General features: G+C 70.2%; 18 protein-coding genes and 1 pseudogene. 15 read left to right on the top strand and 4 right to left on the bottom strand.

Going from position 1 to position 19,284, the window contains the following annotated elements:
- Positions 1-25: 25 nt before the first annotated feature.
- Complete coding sequence (locus ACGFNV_RS40255) at positions 26-2,257, bottom strand: alpha-L-fucosidase (protein WP_393629797.1); 2,232 nt, start codon at positions 2,255-2,257, stop codon at positions 26-28.
- Positions 2,258-2,716: 459 nt separating this feature from the next.
- Here ACGFNV_RS40255 and ACGFNV_RS40250 point away from each other — a divergent pair, with 459 nt between their 5' ends.
- From ACGFNV_RS40250 to ACGFNV_RS40195, 12 genes are all read left to right on the top strand, one after another.
- Complete coding sequence (locus ACGFNV_RS40250; protein WP_393629795.1) at positions 2,717-3,781, top strand: sugar ABC transporter substrate-binding protein; 1,065 nt, start codon at positions 2,717-2,719, stop codon at positions 3,779-3,781.
- A gap of 46 nt (positions 3,782-3,827) precedes the next feature.
- Positions 3,828-5,390 (top strand): sugar ABC transporter ATP-binding protein, encoded by a 1,563-nt coding sequence (locus tag ACGFNV_RS40245; RefSeq protein WP_393629793.1) that lies wholly within the window; start codon positions 3,828-3,830, stop codon positions 5,388-5,390.
- Positions 5,383-6,426, top strand: a complete 1,044-nt coding sequence (locus ACGFNV_RS40240) for an ABC transporter permease (protein ID WP_393629791.1) — start codon at positions 5,383-5,385, stop codon at positions 6,424-6,426. Before ACGFNV_RS40245 ends, ACGFNV_RS40240 begins: the two co-directional genes overlap by 8 nt.
- Before the next feature lie 95 nt (positions 6,427-6,521).
- On the top strand, positions 6,522-7,835 hold the full coding sequence (locus tag ACGFNV_RS40235; RefSeq protein WP_393629789.1) for an L-fuconate dehydratase: 1,314 nt from the start codon (positions 6,522-6,524) through the stop codon (positions 7,833-7,835).
- The gene (locus ACGFNV_RS40230) at positions 7,828-8,715 is read left to right on the top strand and encodes an amidohydrolase family protein (RefSeq protein WP_393629787.1); all 888 of its coding nucleotides are present in this window, start codon (positions 7,828-7,830) and stop codon (positions 8,713-8,715) included. The genes ACGFNV_RS40235 and ACGFNV_RS40230 overlap by 8 nt, the downstream gene beginning before the upstream one ends.
- On the top strand, positions 8,706-9,143 hold the full coding sequence (locus tag ACGFNV_RS40225; protein ID WP_133932513.1) for an RbsD/FucU family protein: 438 nt from the start codon (positions 8,706-8,708) through the stop codon (positions 9,141-9,143). Before ACGFNV_RS40230 ends, ACGFNV_RS40225 begins: the two co-directional genes overlap by 10 nt.
- Positions 9,140-10,180 (top strand): zinc-binding dehydrogenase, encoded by a 1,041-nt coding sequence (locus ACGFNV_RS40220; protein WP_393629785.1) that lies wholly within the window; start codon positions 9,140-9,142, stop codon positions 10,178-10,180. Before ACGFNV_RS40225 ends, ACGFNV_RS40220 begins: the two co-directional genes overlap by 4 nt.
- Positions 10,177-10,938 carry an SDR family oxidoreductase gene (locus tag ACGFNV_RS40215; protein ID WP_393629784.1) on the top strand — a complete coding sequence of 254 codons (762 nt, stop codon included), beginning with the start codon at positions 10,177-10,179 and terminating at the stop codon, positions 10,936-10,938. Before ACGFNV_RS40220 ends, ACGFNV_RS40215 begins: the two co-directional genes overlap by 4 nt.
- Complete coding sequence (locus ACGFNV_RS40210) at positions 10,935-11,564, top strand: bifunctional 4-hydroxy-2-oxoglutarate aldolase/2-dehydro-3-deoxy-phosphogluconate aldolase (protein WP_393629782.1); 630 nt, start codon at positions 10,935-10,937, stop codon at positions 11,562-11,564. The genes ACGFNV_RS40215 and ACGFNV_RS40210 overlap by 4 nt, the downstream gene beginning before the upstream one ends.
- Entirely contained in the window at positions 11,561-12,598 is a 1,038-nt protein-coding gene (locus ACGFNV_RS40205; protein ID WP_393629780.1) for a PfkB family carbohydrate kinase, read from the top strand. Before ACGFNV_RS40210 ends, ACGFNV_RS40205 begins: the two co-directional genes overlap by 4 nt.
- Before the next feature lie 48 nt (positions 12,599-12,646).
- Positions 12,647-13,660, top strand: a complete 1,014-nt coding sequence (locus tag ACGFNV_RS40200) for an aldo/keto reductase (protein ID WP_393629778.1) — start codon at positions 12,647-12,649, stop codon at positions 13,658-13,660.
- A complete protein-coding gene (locus ACGFNV_RS40195) occupies positions 13,651-14,343 on the top strand; it encodes a FadR/GntR family transcriptional regulator (RefSeq protein WP_393629776.1) in 693 nt (230 codons plus the stop codon). Before ACGFNV_RS40200 ends, ACGFNV_RS40195 begins: the two co-directional genes overlap by 10 nt.
- 279 nt (positions 14,344-14,622) lie before the next feature.
- Here ACGFNV_RS40195 and ACGFNV_RS40190 read toward each other — a convergent pair whose 3' ends face one another.
- Together ACGFNV_RS40190 and ACGFNV_RS40185 are read right to left on the bottom strand one after the other, a co-directional pair.
- Positions 14,623-14,826 (bottom strand): cold-shock protein, encoded by a 204-nt coding sequence (locus tag ACGFNV_RS40190; RefSeq protein ID WP_037680159.1) that lies wholly within the window; start codon positions 14,824-14,826, stop codon positions 14,623-14,625.
- A gap of 192 nt (positions 14,827-15,018) precedes the next feature.
- Positions 15,019-15,300: pseudogene (locus ACGFNV_RS40185) on the bottom strand (hypothetical protein); the annotation flags it as partial.
- 273 nt (positions 15,301-15,573) lie between these two features.
- Between ACGFNV_RS40185 and ACGFNV_RS40180 the strand changes: the two are divergent.
- Positions 15,574-16,041, top strand: a complete 468-nt coding sequence (locus tag ACGFNV_RS40180) for an SsgA family sporulation/cell division regulator (protein WP_393629775.1) — start codon at positions 15,574-15,576, stop codon at positions 16,039-16,041.
- A gap of 46 nt (positions 16,042-16,087) precedes the next feature.
- On the opposite strand, the gene ACGFNV_RS40175 is transcribed toward ACGFNV_RS40180, so the two are convergent.
- Positions 16,088-17,707, bottom strand: coding sequence for a tannase/feruloyl esterase family alpha/beta hydrolase (locus tag ACGFNV_RS40175; protein WP_393629773.1), 1,620 nt, complete (start codon positions 17,705-17,707; stop codon positions 16,088-16,090).
- 208 nt (positions 17,708-17,915) lie between these two features.
- On the opposite strand from ACGFNV_RS40175, the gene ACGFNV_RS40170 reads away from it, so the two are divergent.
- Both ACGFNV_RS40170 and ACGFNV_RS40165 read left to right on the top strand, forming a co-directional pair.
- Positions 17,916-18,479, top strand: coding sequence for a CGNR zinc finger domain-containing protein (locus ACGFNV_RS40170; protein WP_393629771.1), 564 nt, complete (start codon positions 17,916-17,918; stop codon positions 18,477-18,479).
- 151 nt (positions 18,480-18,630) lie between these two features.
- The gene (locus ACGFNV_RS40165) at positions 18,631-19,194 is read left to right on the top strand and encodes a hypothetical protein (protein WP_393629769.1); all 564 of its coding nucleotides are present in this window, start codon (positions 18,631-18,633) and stop codon (positions 19,192-19,194) included.
- Positions 19,195-19,284: the final 90 nt, after the last annotated feature.

Raw genomic sequence — 19,284 nt, 5'->3', positions numbered from 1 at the left:
GCCGCTGGTCACGCCGGTGTGAGGATCAGAGGGCGGTGAAGGTCCACAGCAGGTTGGTGCTGCTGCCGTAGGTCCACTGCTTGGTGACGGAGCCCGAGGCCACGTTGCCGCCGCCGTCGAGGACGAGGCCGGTGGTGCGGTTGGCGATCGTGTAACGGCCGCCGCCCCGGTGGGTGATCTTCCACTGCTGGTTGGACCCGGTGTTCCAGGCGGCCTGCCGGGCGGCCGAGCCGTCCGCGGTGGCGCCCCAGCCGTCGGCGACCATGCCGTTGGTGCGGTTGACCAGCTTGTAGTAGCCGCCGCCGACCTCCACGGCCTGCCACTGGAGGTTGTTGCTGCTGTCCCAGGTCCACTGCTTCAGATTGGACCCGGAGGCGACGTTGCCGCCGCTGTCCAGGGCGAGGCCGTCGGTGACGTTGGTGATCCGGAAGTACTTCGCCGGGTTGAACTGCACCTTCAGCGAGGTGACCTGGTCGTTGTTGCCGCTGACGCGGAGGTCGGGGTTGTCGGCGGTGAAGGTCCAGGAGGTTCCGGTGAAGTTGTCGCCGGAGTATCCGATCACCTGGTAGCCCGAGGCCAACCGCAGGGAGGACAGGGCGCGCGCGCCCAGGCCGGCCGTGCCCAGGTCGGCCGCCGTGTAGTCGCCGAGGCCGAGCACGGCGGCGGTGCCCGTGTAGTCGACGTCCTGGTAGCCGATGAACCCGGTCTGCGGCCGCAGGGACGGGATCGTGCCCGAGAAGGAGAGCTTCAGGACGTAGGCACCCGCGCTGTACGGAGCCGAGGACGGCAGGGTGACCGTGAGGCCGGACGCACTCTGGACCGGCGTGGGCAGATCGATGTAGGAGCCGGCGGTGGCGCCGAGGAGCTTCGCCGACGTCAGCGACGAGAGGTTGATCTGGTCGGAGCTGAGGGTCTTGATCGTCAGCGAGCTGCCGGGCCAGCCCAGGACGGTGGCGTACAGGACGCTGTTCGCCTTGTTGCGGGTGAAGCGGATGTCCTGCGCCGTGCCGGCGTGCGGGGTGGTGAACGCGCCGCCGCCCATCTTCGTCGGCCCCTCGCCGTACGCCTCCCAGGCGCGCGTCGAGTACACCGACTCGCCGAAGCGGTTCAGGTAGTCCCCGATGGCCAGCAGGATGTCCTTCTGCCCCTGGGGAATGGTCCCGTCGGCCATCGGCGCGATGTTCAGCAGCATGTTGCCGTTCTTGCTGACCCGGTCGATGAGCGAGTGCAGCATCTGCTGGAAGCTGTAGTAGCCGATGCCCTGGGTGTAGCACCAACTGCTGCTGGAGATGCTGTCGTCGGTCAGCCAGTAGGGGGTGGTCAGGTCGCCGGGGCCGCCGCGCTCGTAGTCGAAGACCTCGCCCCTGCTGTTGAAGCCGTCCTTGTAGGTGGCGACGACCTCACGGCCCCAGCTGTTGGCCTGGTTGTAGTAGTACGAGAGGAAGTTGAGGCGCTGCTGCTCGTCGACGGCGTCCAGCTTGAAGTCCTGCCAGAGGATGTCGGGCTGGGCGCGGTCGATGACCTCCTTGAGCTTGTCGTACCAGAGCTGGTTCTCCGCGGTCGCACCCAGCTGCCCGTAGAGCTTCTTGAGGCTGGGGTCCGTCTGGGCGGGTGCGAACTCGTAGAAGCCGTTGTAGTTGTACGCGTGGTGCATGGCCACCAGCAGCTTCATGCCCTTGGCCCGGATGGCCGTGGTGAAGAGCTGGAGCAGGTTCAGTCCCGGCCCCTTGTTCACCGAGTTCCACTCGTTGACCTGGCTGTCCCACATGGAGAAGCCGTCGTGGTGCTCGGCGACCGGGCCGGCGAACTTGGCTCCGGCGTCGGCGAAAAGCTGCGCCCATTCGGCGGGGTCGAAGTTGCCGCCCGCCGACTTCAGCTTCGGCGCGAACTTCACGAAGTTGCCCGCCAGGTCCTGAGCCCCGTTGATGAAGTTGTGGTACGGCCACGCCGACGGCTGGCCGTAGGTCGCAACATGGTGATTGTTGGCGTTGCTCCCGCTTTGGTACATGTTGCGCGGGTACCACTCGCTGTCGTAGGCAGGGACGCTGAAGACACCCCAGTGGAAGTAGATGCCGAACTTGGCGTCCTGGAACCACTCCGGGGCCGGCGGGTGCTGGTCCACCGAGTTCCAGTCGGGCGTGTAGGTGCTGGGAGCCGCCTGGGCGCCGCCCGCGCCGAACAGTCCTCCGGCGACGGCCGCCGCGGCCACGAATGTGGCACCGGCCAGGAAGTGGCGTCTGTTGATCGAACTCGACATGGGACATCCCTGATGCGGAAGGAGAGGGGGAAGGCAGGGAAGAGGGGTCGGCGCGGCCCTCGGAGCCCGGGGCGCCGGTTGTTACGCATGAAGGTCGGCCATGTGACCCGGAGATGTCAACGGGTGTACAGGGATGAAAGTGTCCGACGGGAAGGCGTTTTATCGCTTTCTCTTCTAATTATCCCTATTGTATTCACCTAGACATGCCATGTCTGTGAGACGTCACCCGGCTCGCCCCTCCACGACATGGACATGATTGATGGGATGCATCGCCTCTCCGAGATGCCGTCTCCCTATACGGAGTGGGCAGCCATCTGCGCGTTTCTCCAGAGTTGAGCGAGGGTCTAGACAGCGAACCTGAGGCGCGCCTATAAACATCCCATCTCTCCGGCATGGCGACACACAGATGTCGTCCAGGCGGAACGTCTCCCGCTACGGGACCAGCGCGAGGAAGCATCGATGAGACTCAGAACCGTCCTCTGTTCCACCGCCTCAGCCCTGTCCGCACTGGCGCTGGTCAGCGCCTGCGGCGGTGGGGCCAGCACGTCGGCGTCGTCGAGCGACAAGCCGCTGGTCGGCGTCGACTACCCGCGCTCCGACACCGACTTCTGGAACTCGTACATCAAGTACACGCCGGAGTACGCCAAGGAGCTGGGCCTGGACCTCAAGACCACCAACTCGCAGAACGACGTCGCGAAGCTCACCGCGAACGCGCAGACGTTCATCAGTCAGGGCGTCAAGGGCGTGGCGATGGCCCCGCAGGACACCGCGGCCATCGCGCCGACGCTGTCCCAGCTGGAGGCCAAGAAGATCCCGGTCGTCACCGTCGACACCCGCCCGGACAGCGGCAATGTGTTCATGGTGGTGCGTGCCGACAACCGGGCGTACGGCGAGAAGGCGTGCCAGTACCTGGGCACCAAGCTGGGCGGCAAGGGCAAGGTCGTGATGCTGGAGGGCGGCCTGGACTCCATCAACGGCCGCGACCGCACCGAGGCGTTCAACGACTGCATGAAGAAGAACTACCCGGGCATCAAGGTGCTCGGTGAGGCCACCAACTGGGACGGCGCCGTGGCCGCGCAGAAGCTCCAGACGGACCTGACCGCCAACCCGGACATCAAGGGCGTCTACATGGAGTCCAGCTTCGCCCTGTCCGGCACGCTCCAGGTCCTCAAGCAGAAGGGTCTGCTGGTCGACCCGAAGGACAAGAAGCACGTCTTCATCGTGTCGAACGACGGCATTCCCGAGGAACTGAAGTCGATCGCCGCGGGCAAGATCGACGCCACCGTCTCCCAGCCGGCCGACCTCTACGCCAAGTACGCCCTGTACTACCTGAAGGCCGCGATCGACGGGAAGACGTTCAAGCCCGGCAAGACCGACCACGACAGCACCATCATCCAGGTCCGCGAGGGCCTGCTGGAGGACCAGCTCTCCGCTCCGCTCGTCACCGCCGACGGTGGCACCTACGGCGGTGTGCCCAGCGTCAAGAGCGACGACAAGTCCCTGTGGGGCAACAACCTCGGCTGACGCTCTGTCAGGCCCACCAACGGCAAGCTCACACAAGGCGGTTGAGATGAGCGACGGGGAACGAGCAGTGACCCCCGCATCCGCCCCCGCGGACGACGGACGGGCCCCGGCGGACCCGCCCGTCGTCGAGGCGGCGGGCATTGTCAAACGATTCGGTCCGACGGTCGCCCTGAACGGCGCCCGGATCACCATCCGAGCCGGCGAGACCCACGCGCTCGTCGGCCGCAACGGAGCCGGCAAGTCGACGCTGGTGTCCGTCCTCACCGGCCTCCAGGCCCCCGACGAGGGAACGGTCACCTTCGGCGGCACCCCGGCCCCCCGGCTCAGCGATCGCGACGCCTGGCGGCAGCGCGTCGCCTGCGTCTACCAGAAGTCGACGATCATCCCGACCCTGACGGTCGCCGAGAACCTCTTCCTCAACCGGCACGACCACGGACCGAGCCGGCTGATCAGCTGGCCGGGCGTACGCCGCCGGGCTCAGGAACTGCTGGCGACCTGGTCCGTGGACGTGGACCCGCAGACCCCGGCCGGTGATCTCAACGTCGAGCAGCGACAGTTCGTGGAGATCGCCCGGGCGCTGTCCTTCGGGGCGCGGTTCATCATCCTCGACGAACCGACCGCCCAGCTCGACGGGGCTGCGATCAACCGGCTCTTCGACCGGATCCGCGACCTGCAACGCCAGGGCGTGACCTTCCTGTTCATCAGCCACCACCTCCAGGAGATCTACGAGATCTGCGACATGGTGACGGTGTTCCGGGACGCCCGGCACATCGTGACCGCGCCGGTCGCGGAGCTCTCCCGCGCCGACCTCGTCGCCGCCATGACCGGCGAGGCGGCGGCCGACGGGCGCGCGGAACGGGCGAGCACCCTCGACGCCGGCGCCACGGCCGCACTGAACGTCCGCGCTCTGCGGGGCGACGCCTATGACGACGTCAGCTTCCAGGTGGGGGCCGGGGAGATCGTCGGCCTCGCGGGGGCCGCCGGCAGCGGTCGTACGGAGGTCGCCGAGACCGTCGTGGGACTGCGCGCGGCGGCGTCCGGGGACGTGGAGATCGCCGGGAGGCGGCCGCGGCCCGGGAGTGTGCCGGCCGCGCTCGCGGCCGGGGCCGGGTTCGTCCCGCAGGACCGGCACCACCAGGGGTTCGTGCCCGACATGTCGATCGCGGACAACGCCACGCTGTCCGTGCCGAAGCGCCTCGGCCCCAACGGGTTCCTGAGCCGCAGCCGCCGGGACCGGCTCGCCGAGGGCATGATCGAGAACCTGGCGATCAAGACACCCGGCCCCGAACTGCCCGTCTCCGCGCTCTCCGGCGGCAACCAGCAGAAGGTCGTCATGGCCCGCGCCCTCGCCGACGACCCCCGGCTGCTGGTCCTGATCAATCCGACCGCGGGCGTGGACGTGCGCTCCAAGGAGTTCCTCCTCGGCAAGGTCGAGGAGACCGCGGGGACCGGCACCGGAGTGCTCATCGCCTCCGACGAACTCGACGACCTGCGTATGTGTGACCGGGTCCTGGTGATGTTCCAGGGCCGTGTGACCTCAGAGATCGCCCGCGGCTGGCACGACCACGACCTCGTGGCCGCGATGGAAGGAGTGGACCTCCATGTCTGAAACCGTCCTCGCGGACCCGCCCGCCCCCAAGGCCTCGGAGCCTCGGGCCAAGCGGACCGCGTTGCTCGGTGGCCGGATACCCCTGGCCCGGCTGCGTGACCTCGCGCTCGTCCCCGCGATCATCGCGATCGCGGTCGTCGGGCAGATCGTCAACCCGGTCTTCCTGCAGGCGGACAACCTCATCAACGTTCTGCAGACCATGTCCGAGATGGCCCTGCTGGTCCTCGCCCAGACGATGATCCTGATCGTCAAGAAGATGGATCTCTCCCTGGAGTCCACCATGGGCCTCGCGCCCGGTGTCGCGGCCTGGCTGGTGGTGCCCACCGGCGCGGGGCACGGCCTCGGACTCCTCCCCGGAGGGTGGGCCATCCCCGTCACCCTCGCCGTCGGCGCGCTCGTCGGTGTGATCAACGCGGTGCTGATCATCCGTTTCGGGCTCAACGGCTTCATCGTCACCCTCGGCATGCTGATCGTGCTGCGCGGTGTCCTGACCGGCATCTCCGGCGGCCAGACGTTCTTCCAGCTGCCGCAGTCGATGCTCTACCCGGGCACGGCCCAGTGGTTCGGGATGCCCGCCTCGATCTGGATCTGCCTCACCCTGTTCGCCGTCGCCATCGTGGTCCTGGGCTGGACCAGCTTCGGGCGCTCGCTGTACGCCATCGGCGGCAACGTCGACGCGGCGAGGGCGGCCGGCATCCGTACCGACCGGGTGCTGTGGATCGTCATCGTCACCGGCAGCGTGCTGGCCGCCCTGGCCGGACTGCTGCTCTCCGGACGCCTGGCCTCGGTCGCCTCCGCGCAGGGCAACGGCTACATCTTCACCGTGTTCGCCGCCGCCGTGATCGGCGGGATCAGCCTCAACGGCGGCAAGGGCACCATGTTCGGGGCCTTCAGCGGCATCCTGCTGCTGTTCATGATCCAGAACGTGCTCACCCTGGCCGGTGTCCCCGCCCAGTGGATCGGCGCCCTCAACGGCCTGATCATCCTGGTCGCGCTGACCATCTCACGCATCACGGGCGGCAAGGTCCAGGAGTGAACGGGGTGGCCGTCGAGGCCGCCGCGCACTCTCCGCCGTTCCCACATCACGTCGCAGGGGCCATGTTCTCCCCTGCTCCCTCAGGAGTTGCTGCCATGTCCTCTGCTGCCCGCATCACGTCTCTGGACGTCCTCGACGTGCGCTTCCCGACGTCCGAGCACCTGGACGGGTCGGACGCGATGAACCCCGAACCCGACTACTCCGCCGCCTACGTCGTCCTGCGCACCGACGCTGGCGACGGGCTGGAGGGCCACGCGCTCGCCTTCACCACCGGACGCGGCAACGACGCCCAGGCCGCAGCCATCGCGACACTCGCCCCGCACGTGGTCGGCCTGTCGGTCGAGGAAGTCTGCTCCGACCTCGGAGCGTTCTCCCGCTCCCTGGTCCACGACCCCCAACTGCGCTGGCTGGGACCGGAGAAGGGCGCCATCCACATGGCCACCGGCGCGGTCGTCAACGCCGCCTGGGACCTGGCCGCCAAGCGGGCCGGCAAGCCCGTCTGGCGCCTTCTCGGCGAGATGTCCCCGGAGGAACTGGTCGCGCAGGTCGACTTCCGCTGGCTGTCCGACGCCCTCACCCCCGACGAAGCCCTGGAGATCCTCAAGCGCGCCGAACCCGGCCGCGAACACCGCATCGGCCGTCTGCTCGACCAGGGCTACCCCGCCTACACCACCACCCCCGGCTGGCTCGGCTACTCCGACGAGAAGCTGGCCCGTCTCGCCCGTGAGGCGGTCGCGGACGGCTTCCCGCAGATCAAGCTGAAGGTCGGCGCGGATCTGGCTGACGACGTGCGGCGCATGCGCACCGCCCGCGAGACCGTCGGCCCCGACATCCGCATCGCCGTCGACGCCAACCAGCGCTGGGACGTCCAGCCCGCCATCGACTGGATGCGCGAGCTGGCCCCCTACGACCCGTACTGGATCGAGGAGCCCACCTCCCCCGACGACATCCTCGGCCACGCCGCGGTCCGCAAGGCCGTCAGCCCCATCAAGGTCGCCACCGGTGAGCACATCGCCAACCGGGTCGTCTTCAAGCAGCTCCTCCAGGCCGGAGCGGTCGACATCGTGCAGATCGACTCCGCGCGGGTCGGTGGCGTCAACGAGAACATCGCCATCCTGCTGCTCGCCGCGAAGTTCGGGGTGCCGGTCTGCCCGCACGCCGGCGGGGTCGGCCTGTGCGAGATGGTGCAGCACCTGTCGATGTTCGACTACGTGGCCGTCTCCGGAACCGTCGAGGACCGGGTCATCGAGTACGTCGACCACCTGCACGAACACTTCGTCGACCCCGTGCGCGTCGTGGACGGCCACTACGTCGCTCCCACCCTCCCCGGACTCAGCGCCCAGATGCACCCCGACTCCCTCAAGGAGTACCTCTACCCCGACGGCCCGGTCTGGTCCGCCCGTGTCTGACATCCAGGGACTCGTCGATTCCCACCATCACGTGTGGGATCCGGGCCACCGTCCCCAGCCCTGGCTGGAGGAACCCGGCCACGAGCCCATCCGCCGTACCTTCCGCCCCGACGACCTGCGTCGCTCCGCGACCCGGGCCGTCGCCGGACGGACCCTGACCCGCACGGTGGTCGTCCAGTGCGTCACCTCGGTTCCCGAGACCCGGGAACTGCTCGCCCTGGCCGCCGAAGACCCCCTGATCGGCGCGGTCGTCGGCTGGGCCGACCTCACCTCCCCCGCGATCGGGGACGTGCTCGACGACCTGCGGTCGGGGCCGGGCGGGCGGTACCTGCGGGCGGTACGCCATCTCGTCCAGGGCGAGTCCGACCCCGAGTGGCTGCAACGCCCGGACGTCGAGCGGGGGTTGGGGGTGGTGCAGGAACTCGGGCTCGGTTACGACGTACTCATCCGCGCCCACCAGTTCCCGCAGGCCGTCCGCCTCGCGCAGCGCTTCCCCGGACTCCCGCTCGTCCTCGACCACGCCGGAAAACCCCCCGTCGCCGGACACGATCTGGCCGCCTGGGAGCGGGAGGTGCGCACGCTCGCCGGATGCCCGCAGGTGCGCTGCAAGGTCTCCGGGCTGATCACCGAGGCCGACTGGGAGACATGGGCCCTCGACGACATCCGCCCGGTGTGGGACGTCCTGCTCTCGGCCTTCGGCCCCGACCGGCTGATGTTCGGCTCCGACTGGCCCGTCAGTGTCCTGGCGGGCGGCTGGAACCGCTGGGCCGCCACCGTCGAGGAACTCCTGGCCGACTGCTCGGCCGACGAGACCGCAGCGGTCCTCGCCGGCACCGCGACCGACTTCTACCGCCTGAAGGAGGGGACGTCATGCTCCTGACCGAACTGCTCCACCCCGGCATCCTCGAATCCCTGGCCGGCGCCGGTCACGGCGCTCGCGTCCTGCTCGCCGACGGCCACTATCCGGCGAGCACCGCCACCGGCGAACGCGCCAGGACCGTCCACCTCAACCTGGCCCCCGGTCTGCTGGACGTCACCACCGTGCTCGACGTCCTGCTGCGGGCCCTGCCCGTCGAGTCGGCGCACGTCATGGTGCCGCCGGAGGGCGAACCCGAGCCGCCCGCCATCGCCGAGTACCGCTCGATGCTGGCGCCCGTCCCCGTCGAGACGCTCGGCCGCTTCGAGTTCTACGACGCCGCCCGCTCCCCCGACCTGGCGCTGGCCGTCGTCACCGCCGACACCCGCACCTACGCCAACCTGCTGCTGACCATCGGCGTCCGCGCTGAAGGGACCCTGACTCCACGATGACACTCGCAGTCCGTTACACCGCCGCGCGCACCCTGGACACGGCACCCGCCGAGCCCTCCCCGCCCGGCCCCGGCGAGGTGGAGCTGGCCCCCGCCTACGTCGGTATCTGCGGCACCGACCTGCACATCTTCCACGGCGACATGGACGCCCGGGTGCACGCGCCCGCCGTCCTCGGACACGAGATGTCCGGCCGGATCGTCCGCGTCGGACCGGGCGTCGAGGGCTGGCGGCCCGGGGACGCGGTCACCGTGATGCCCCTGCGCTGGGACGACAGCTGCCCGGCGTGTCGGAAGGGCCACCAACACGTCTGCCAGCACCTCGACTTCATCGGCATCGACTCCCCCGGCGCGATGCAGCAGCGCTGGACCGTACCCGCCGCCACGCTCGTCCGGCTGCCCGACTCCCTCGCCCTGGACCGGGCCGCGCTCGTCGAGCCGACGGCGGTCGCCGTGCACGACGTGGGCCGGGCCCAGGTGCGCGACGGCGAGAAGGTCGTCGTGGTCGGGGGCGGCCCCGTCGGCATCCTCATCGCGCTGGTCGCGCGGGGCGCGGGCGCTCAGGTCCGGGTCGTGGAGCTGAGCGCCCACCGTCGGCTGCTGGCCGAGGAGTTGGGCCTGACGGCCTGGAACCCGGCCGACGACGTGCCCGCGCTGGTCGGCGAGTGGACCGGCGACGCGGGCGCGGACGTCGCCTTCGAGGTCTCCGGCGCGGCGGGCGGCGTGGACACGGCGGTCGACGTGCTCGGCGTGCGCGGCCGGTTGTGTCTCGTCGCCATCCACCCCCGGCCCCGGGAAGTGAACCTGCACCGCTTCTTCTGGCGCGAACTCACCCTCGTCGGGGCGCGGTTGTACGACCGCTCCGACTTCGAGAAGGCAGTCGCCCTGGTCGCCGACGGCACGATCCCCGCCGACCGGCTGATCAGCAAGGTCGTCCCACTGGCCGAGGCGCCCTCGGCCTTCGAGGCGCTGGAGGCGGGCGGCGACGTGATGAAGATCCTCGTGGACTGCGGCAACGACCCGACGGGAGCCCGCGCATGACCCTCTTCGACCTGAACGGCCGGCTCGCCGTCGTCACCGGCGCCCGGCGGGGCATCGGCCGGGCCATGGCCCGTGCCCTCGCCGAGGCCGGCGCGGACGTGATCGGCGTCAGCGCCACGCTGGAGGAGTCCGGCAGCGACGTCGAGAAGGACGTCGTCGCGGCAGGCCGTGCCTTCGAGGCGATCCGCACCGACTTCGCCGACCCCGAGGCCGTACGGGCCCTGGGCGCGGACCTCGCCGGGCGCGACCGGCCGGTGGACATCCTGGTCAACAACGCGGGCACGATCCGCCGCGCGCCTGCCGTCGAACACACCGATGCGGACTGGGAGTTGGTCCTCCAGGTCAACCTCAACGCCCAGTTCGCGCTCACCCGGGCGGTGGGCGGGGCGATGGTGGCTCGCGGCCGGGGAAAAATCATTTTCACGGCGTCGCTGCTCAGCTTCCAGGGCGGTATCACCGTCCCCGGATACACCGCCGCCAAGCATGGCATCGCGGGTCTCACCAAGGCGCTGGCCAACGAGTGGGCGCCGCACGGCGTCAACGTCAACGCCATCGCCCCGGGGTACATCGCCACCGACAACACCCAGGCCCTGCAGGACGACCCGGCCCGCAGCAGGGCGATCCTGGACCGCATCCCGGCCGGCCGTTGGGGCGAGGCCGGTGACCTCGCCGGTGCCACGGTCTTCCTGGCCTCGGACGCGGCCGCCTACGTCCACGGCACGGTCCTGCCCGTCGACGGCGGGTGGCTGGGCCGATGACCGCCGATCTGAAGGCCGTCCTGGCCGGGGCCCGTGTGCTGCCGGTGCTGACCGTTCCCGACCCGGCCACGGCCGGTCCGCTGGCCGACGCGCTCGCGGCGGGCGGCGCCCGCTGCGCCGAGGTCACCTTCCGCACCCCGGACGCCGAGCAGGTGCTCAAGGCGATGGCTGCGCACGGCGGCCTGGCCGTCGGCGCCGGCACGGTGCTCACCCCCGAGCAGGCGGAGCGGGCGGTGGCCGCCGGAGCCGCCTTCGTCGTCTCCCCCGGCTACGACGAGGACGTCGTCGCGCGGTGCCGGGAGCTGGGGGTGCCCGTGGTGCCCGGTGTCGCCACCGCCACCGAGCTGATGCGCGCCCTGCGCGCCGGCCTCGACACCGTCAAGCTCTTCCCCGCCGAGCCGCTCGGTGGTCTGCGGACGCTCCGAGCGCTCGCGGCCCCCTTCCCCGGGATGCGGTTCGTGCCGACCGGCGGGATCGACGCCTCGCGGCTGCCCTCCTACCTCGCCGACCCGGCGGTCCTCGCCGTCGGTGGCAGCTGGCTGGCCACGCCCGCCCACCTGGAGGGCGGCGAGTACGCGGAGATCCGTCGGCTCACCGCCGAGGCCGTGGAGAGGAGCGCGCCGTGACCGACGTGGTGGCCCTGGGCGAGGTGATGCTGCGCTTCGACCCGGGCGAGGGCCGGATCCGCACCGCCCGCACCTTCCAGGTCTGGGAGGGCGGCGGCGAGTACAACGTCGTCCGGGGTCTGCGCCGCTGCTTCGGGCTGCGTACGGCCGTCGTGACCGCCCTCGCCGACAACGCGGTGGGCCGCCTCGTCGAGGACCTGGTCCTCCAGGGCGGCGTCGACACCTCGCTGATCCGCTGGGTGCCCGACGACGGCATCGGCCGCACCGCCCGCAACGGGCTGAACTTCGTCGAGCGCGGCTACGGCATCCGCGGCGCGCTCGGCGTCAGCGATCGCGCCCACACCGCCGTGTCCCAGCTGCGCAAGGGGGACGTCGACTGGGACGCGGTCTTCGCGACCGGAGTGCGCTGGTTCCACACCGGCGGCATCTTCGCCGGACTGTCCGACACCACCGCCGATGTCGCCGACGAAGCGATGGCCGCCGCCCGCCGGCACGGCGTCACCGTCTCCTACGACCCCAACTACCGCCCGAGTCTGTGGGCCGACCGGGGCGGCGCCGACCGGGCGCGCGAGGTCGACCTGCGGCTCGCCCGCCACGCCGACGTCGTGGTGGGCGCCCTGGGCCTTGCGGGCCGGCGTCCAGGCGCCACGCGCTTGCGGGCCGACGAGGTGCCGGACGCCCTCGCCGCCGTGGCCGCCCTGCTGCCCGAAACGGGGGTGCTGGCGACGACCCTGCGCGAGGTGCCCTCGGCCGCCGTGAACGACTGGACCTCGGCGGCCTGGTCCTCCGCGACCGGGTACGTCACCGGCCCCCGCATGCCGGGCCTGCACGTCCTGGACCGCGTCGGCTCCGGCGACGGCTTCGCCGCCGGACTGATCCACGGCCTGCTGACCGGCGCCTCGCTGGAGCGGGCCCTCGCCTACGGCACCGCCCACGGCGCCCTCGTCATGACCACCCCGGGGGACGTCTCGATGGCCTCCCTCGCCGAGGTCGAGGCCCTCATGGCGGGGGCCTCGGCGGCGGTCAGCCGCTGACCCACCGGACCACCGGCCTCCGCCCGGCGCACCTCCCAGGAGCACAGATTGCGACACCGGAAGATCACCAACACTCCCGTGGAGCTGACCGACCTCGGCTTCGGCGCCTCGGTCATCGGCAACCTCTACCGCGTGACGCCGGCGCACCAGGCGTCGGCCGCCGTCGACGCGGCCTGGGACGCCGGCGTCCGGTACTTCGACACGGCGCCCCACTACGGGCTCGGTCTCTCCGAACGCCGTCTGGGAGCCGCCCTGCGGGACCGTCCACGCGAGGAGTACGTCGTCTCCTCGAAGGTCGGCCGCCTGCTCGTCCCCAACGAGCGGCCCAGCGGCGTCGACAGCGAGGGCTTCCTGGTGCGGGACGATCTGCGCAGGCGGTGGGACTTCAGCCGCGACGGAGTGCTCCGCTCCATCGAGGCCACCCTGGAACGCACCGGCCTGGACCGCCTCGACGTCGTCTATCTGCACGATCCCGACGACCACTGGAGGCAGGCCGCCGAAGAGGCCATGCCCGCCCTGGCGGAACTGCGCGACCAGAGGGTGATCGGCGCGATCGGCGCCGGCATGAACCAGTCGGCGATGCTCGCCCGCTTCCTGCGCGAGACCGCCGCCGACGTGGTGATGCTGGCCGGACGCTACACCCTGCTGGACCAGTCGGCGCTGGACGATGTCCTGCCCGCCGCGCTGGAACTCGGCAAGAGCGTGGTGGCGGTGGGCGTGTTCAACTCAGGGCTGCTGTCCCGGGACCGGCCCGCCGAGGGCATGAAGTACGACTACCAGGACGCCCCACCCGCTCTGGTCGCCCGCGCCCGGGCGATCGCCGACGTCTGCGCGGCGCACGGGACCACGCTGCCCGCCGCCGCGATCGCCTTTCCCCACACGCATCCCACTATCATCAATGTCACCCTCGGTATGCGGAGTCCGGAACAGGTCGTGCGGAACGTGGAACTCCACGGTCAGCACATCCCGGACGGTCTCTGGGACGATCTCCGCGCTCAGGGGCTGATCAGATCGGACATGCCCGAAGGGCAGGCCGGGGGGAGTGAGTCGCGTTGTCTCTGACGGACAAGGCCATCGCGCAGATACGTGAACTGATCCGGACCGGCGCCCTGCCCCCGGGTTCGAAGCTTCCGCCCGAGCCGGACCTGGCGGCCCAGCTGGGCCTGTCCCGCAACCTCGCCCGCGAAGCGGTCAAGGCGCTGGCCGTCGCCCGGGTGCTGGAGGTCCGGCGGGGTGACGGCACCTATGTGACCAGCCTGCAGCCGAGCCTGCTGCTGGAGGGGCTGGGCGGTGCGGTGGAACTGCTGCAGGGCGACGCGGCCGCGCTGCAGGACCTCATGGAGGTACGGCGATTGCTGGAACCGGTGGCCACGGCCCTGGCCGCCACCCGGATCTCCGACGATCAGCTCGCCGAGGTGAAGCGGCACCTGGACGCGATGCGGGAAGCCGCGGACGACGTCGAGCAGCTCAACACCCACGACGCCGCCTTCCACCGCGCCGTCATCGCGGCCACCGGCAACGAAACGCTCCTCACGCTCCTGGAGGGCATCTCCGGCCGCACCCTGCGCGCCCGCATCTGGCGCGGCCTGGTCGACGCCCAGGCCGCGGGCCGCACCCTCGCCGAACACGAGGCGATCTTCAACGCTCTGTCCACCCGGGACGCCGGCCTCTCCCAGGCCGCCGCGCTGCTGCACGTCAGCAACACCGAGCGAGGGCTGAGAGAAACGCTGCGACCCGACCGGTGACGAGGCGGAGGAGCAGGGCCTCCAGCAGGCTGCGCCGCAGGGCGTGGTGCAGGTCGGAGCGCCGTCCCAGGGCACGGGACTCGTCGAGGAGTTGGTGACCGACTCGTGCAGGCTGGTGGGCGCCAAGCTCCCGGCAGCGCTACAGCCGGTGGCCCCGGCTGCAGCGTCCTCGGACGCTGTCGGGGGGCGGCGTGGTCGGCGTCGGCGATCACATGATCATTCGTCCCCGACCCCGGCGTTCCGCGGTGGGAACGCCGGGGTCGGCGGGATTTGATGCGATCAGGCAGGGCGAATGTTCTCCGCCTGCGGGCCCTTCTGGCCCTGGGTGACGTCGAACTCCACCGTCTGGCCCTCCTGCAGCTCGCGGTACCCCTGGCCGGTGATGTTGGAGTAGTGCGCGAACACGTCAGGGCCACCGCCCTGCTGCTCGATGAAGCCGAAGCCCTTCTCGCTGTTGAACCACTTGACTGTGCCCTTGGCCATGACCGTCTCCTTCGAGGGAAACCGAGCCCGCACCCTGCGTGCCCGGGAGGTGATCGCCCTGGTCCGGAGAGGTGCTGAACAGCGAGAACGCCCGTGATGGCGATCACGGGCGAACGAGACTTCGGAACCACGACTGCTGATCACAACGCTATATCGGTCTGACGTCAGCCGCCACTGAAAACGCGCCAGCAGTCACGAGCGCTTCACGGTGGGCTCTGTTCCCAGGGTCCACGACCAGTGGTGGCGGCCCGGTCCGAGCAGGTAGGGAGAGAGGGTGTCGGGGCCGCAGGAGGCCGTGCCCACTCCTCGGTGGGCGGCGTGCAGGTCCGCGGGGGTGAAGTGGGTCAGGGAGACCTGCCGGGGGACGTCCAGGTGGACGGTCAGGCCGGGAGCGGAGCCGTCCTGCGCCGTGAGGGCGAACCAGCTCACCCCGCACCGCCCACCGCTCTCCTGCGGGCGGACGTACGGGGTGAACGGGCCCGACCTGGCGCTTGTCGATGCACACGCCTCGCCGTCGAGCAGGTGGCACAGATGCTCCAGGGCAAAGAGCCGGCGGTGGGAGACGGCGCGTGGGCGGTACCGGAACTGGTCGTCCGCGACTCGACCTGAGTCGAACGACTCCTCCGGCGGGAAGAGGCCTGCCGGCCGTGGCCCGCGCATTGACCGTCAACTGACCGATGTGGCGGGCTCCGGCCTCGGCGGAGAGTGGGTGACCCAGACTTCGTCCCACGGAGGGGAACTCCTGTCATGCACTGTGATCCGTCACGACTGCGGGCGCCGTCGGCGCGTGAGCACGTGCCTTCGCTGTTCCTGGGCCTCGACCAGCAGCTCGACGAATTCACTCGGACACCGATCAGGGCGGAGTTCCGTTTCGACCCGGACCTGCCCGCGGTGATCGCGGTCGAGTTCCTGTCGGAACGAGGACCGGGTCTCACCTGGCGCATCGGCCGCGAGCTCCTTCACGGCGGCCTGACCTCGATGAGCGGCTCCGGCGACGTACGGATGTGGCCGGCGCTGCCCCGGGAACGGCCCTCGTCATGGCTGCTCCTGGAGTCGCGGGAGGTGGAGGCCCTGTTCGAGTTGCCCACGGAGCCGCTGGCGGAGTGGCTCGCCGCCACCTATCGGAGCACCCCGGCCGAAGCGGAGTGGGACGGCTTGGACTGGGACGACTTCCTCCTGGAGGTGCTCGACGAGCCGGGCGCCGCTCCCGCATGACCGGGGCGGAGCCCAGGAAGGAGGTCGTCGGGTGGTGGGTGGTCCGTCAGCGCCGGGACGGGGACACGCACCGGAAGCTGGAGGCGGCGGCCGGGTCGCCGTGGCCCTTGTAGCGGGACACCTGGGGGTAGCGGCACAGGTCACGGGCGACCTGTTCGCCGTCTGCGTCGATCAGTGTGGCGGGCAGCGTCCCGGGGGCCTTGCCGTGCTCGACCCAGGCCACCAGGGCACCGAGGTCGTCGGTCGCGCCGTCCCCCTTGTTGAGGCCGCAGTGGACCGTGCCCGGGGCGAGGAAGAGGCGGTAGAAGTCGTCGACCCGCTTGGAGCCGCCCATCTCCCGCTCGACCTGCTTGCGGTACTCCACGGTGCCCTGGGTGGGGATGTACTGGTCGGCCTGGCCGTGCCAGGTCAACAGCTTGCCACCGGACCTGCGGAAGGCGGACAGGTCGGGGTCGTCCGTGCCGATGATCCCGTCGTACTCGGCCTCGGACTGCTGGAACAGCCGCGTGAACTGGCTGTAGGTGATCGTAGAGATGTCGAAGGACGGGTCCTTCTTCAGCCAGGTCCGGGCCCAGACGGCCGGCACCTGGAACGGCACGCCCGTGACGTTGCCGTTGGCGTCGGGATCACTGACGGCCGCCAGGGCCGCCAGGTCGGCCCCGATCGGGACGCCGGCCCAGAGTTTCTTTCCCGAGGCGGTGCGGGGGCCGTCCCAGATCTTGCGCACCACGGCCGCGTCGGCCGCCGTGATGGTCAGCTCCTTGCCCTTGCACACCACCTTGGTGCCGATCAGACGGCGGGGGTCGAAGTCGCAGCGGGTCGGGTCGTCGACCAGGCCGTCCTTGAGGCCGTCGAGCGAGTCACAGGCCTTGACGGCGGCGCCCGTGAAGGCGGCGAACTCGCAGTCGGTCGGGTAGGTCCTCTCGTTGTTCATGACCACCTGCGGCCACAGGGTGGCGACTTCGAACTCGTCCCAGTTGACGGCGGGCGCGTTGGCGAGGATGCCGTCATAGTCGTCGGGGTGGCGCTGGGCCTCCATGTAGCCCTGACGTCCGCCGGTGGAGCAGCCGTTGAAGTAGGCGTGGGAGGCGCGCCTGCCGTAGACGTCGTCGACGACCTCCTTGCCGACGACCGCCGCCTCGTGCTGGGAGCGGGAGGCGAAGTTCTTCAGCAGCGCGGTGTTGACCTGACCCTTGCTGTTCAGCGCCCAGCTGGTGTCCAGCGCGTCGCCGACACCGGCGTCGGTGGTGGTCGCGGCGTAGCCGTTCTTGACGGCGGTGGCAAGCCCGACATTGTTGTCGCCGGCGAGGTAGGCGCTGCCACCGAACGCCTGGAGACGGCTGTTCCATCTGCTCACGGGCAGCCAGGTACGCACCTGGGCGTGGTCGCCGTCGCCCGGGTGGGTGAGAGTGACCGTCACCTCGCAGAAGGACGGGACACCGGTGACCGTGCCGCCCAGGATGCCGGTGCCCTGGACCGTGCCGCCCGCCTGCCGGACCGCCGTCACGGACTCCACCTCGGTACCGGCCGGGGCCTTCACCAACGGCGCCGAACAGTTGAGCGATGTGGCGGCGGAGTCGTTCAGGGGTGCCCCCGACGCGGACGGCAGGTACACCGCGGCAGCGAGCGGCACACCGGCCGCGAGGACAGTCAGGAGTCGTTTCATGCATTCCATCCAAGAAATAGGTGTGGACCGGCTCTGCCGCAACTCAATGCGTCACCGTTTTAACAGGTGACAATGCTGGCATGGCGTTCTCGGAGGTGTCAACAGCCTGAAGTGCGCCGGCTCTCACACGTGTCTGACACCCTCCTGAACGAGAGGGGCCCGGTGACGCTCCTTGCGTTTCACAACAGTCACCTGTCAAGATGGTGATGTGAATCTTGACCATGTTTTCGTATGCGGGCACCCGGTCCTCGATTTCGCGGCCACCCTCCGTGCCCGGCGCTCGACGCGGTTCGAGATGTTCGTGACGCCGGAACGGCTGAACGCCTGGTATCTCGAGTCCGGACTCGTGGACGCGATCACGCCCGGCGAGGAGGACGACGTCCGGGAGGCGACCACCGTGCGCGAGGCCGTTTACCGGCTCGTCACGAACCGCCGTCTCGGTGAGGAGTTCGACCGGGAAGCGCTCGCGGTGGTCAACGCCACCGCGCGCAGGACCCCTGTGACACCGCAGCTCACCCTGACGGGCCGGCACACCGACGCAACCCCCGGGCAGGCCCTGGCCACCGTCGCCCGGCAGGCGGTCGAGCTGCTCAGCGGCCCGGACGTCCCGCTGCTGAAGGAGTGCGGCAACCCCGAGTGCACGCGCGTCTACATCGACCGCTCCCGGGGCATGCGGCGGCAGTGGTGCGGCATGGAGTCGTGCGGCAACAGGATCAAGGCGGCCGCCTACCGCGCACGCAAGAAGACCTCACCGGCCGCGACCGCGCGCTGACCGGCACATATGTGTGCCCCCGGGACACGGTATCCGCTCGCAGGAGTGAACATGCCCGGGGGAAACCGTTCGGCGCCGACACTTGTCCGCACGGGCCCCTCGGCGTGAGTACCATGCGCACACGCCATCCACATCGAGGGAGTGAACGGTTGTGACCAGCCAACCAGCCGGCACGCTCCGTGCGCGGTACGTGGAACAAGCCGCGTCGGACCTGGAGGAGAACCGTCGGCGGCAGCAGGAGCTGACCGAGAAGCTCGCGGTGTTGAAGCAGGAGGAGTCCCTCCTGGCGGACATCCTGAACCTCGCGGAGCGGTACGAGGGTTTCACGGACGCGTCACGTCTGCCCGAGCAGGCGCAGGACGAACCCGTCGCCGCGAAGGCGAAGAAGCCCGCCGAAGCCACTTCACGGCGTTCGGCACCCGCCAGGACGGCTCCGGCGGACAACACGGCGAAGGCCGGCGCACAGGGGAAGTCACGCCGGCCTCTGCTCGGTGACCTGCTGGCGGACCTGCTCGGCAAGCACGACGAGCCGCGCTTGGCGAAGGAGCTGCGGGACGAGCTCCTGGAGCAGCACCCGGACCGCAACCCGACACCGCAGGTCGTACGGAACACCCTCGAATCCCTGGTCGCCAAGGGGCGCATCAGGCGTCACAAGCAGCAGCGTTCCGTCATGTACACCCTCGTGAGGCCGGACCACCGCACGAGCGCGGCCTAAGGGCTGTCCCGTAATCCCTGGTGGATCAGCGTGCGGCGTCAGATGCGGTGCATCGCAAGGCGGAGGGACGTCCGCATACTGGATGTATGC

The organism is Streptomyces sp. NPDC048751, assembly GCF_043198595.1.
Taxonomy (GTDB): domain Bacteria; phylum Actinomycetota; class Actinomycetes; order Streptomycetales; family Streptomycetaceae; genus Streptomyces.
Note: the sequence above shows the minus strand (reverse complement) of the source record. Positions and strands in the feature narration are given on the sequence as shown.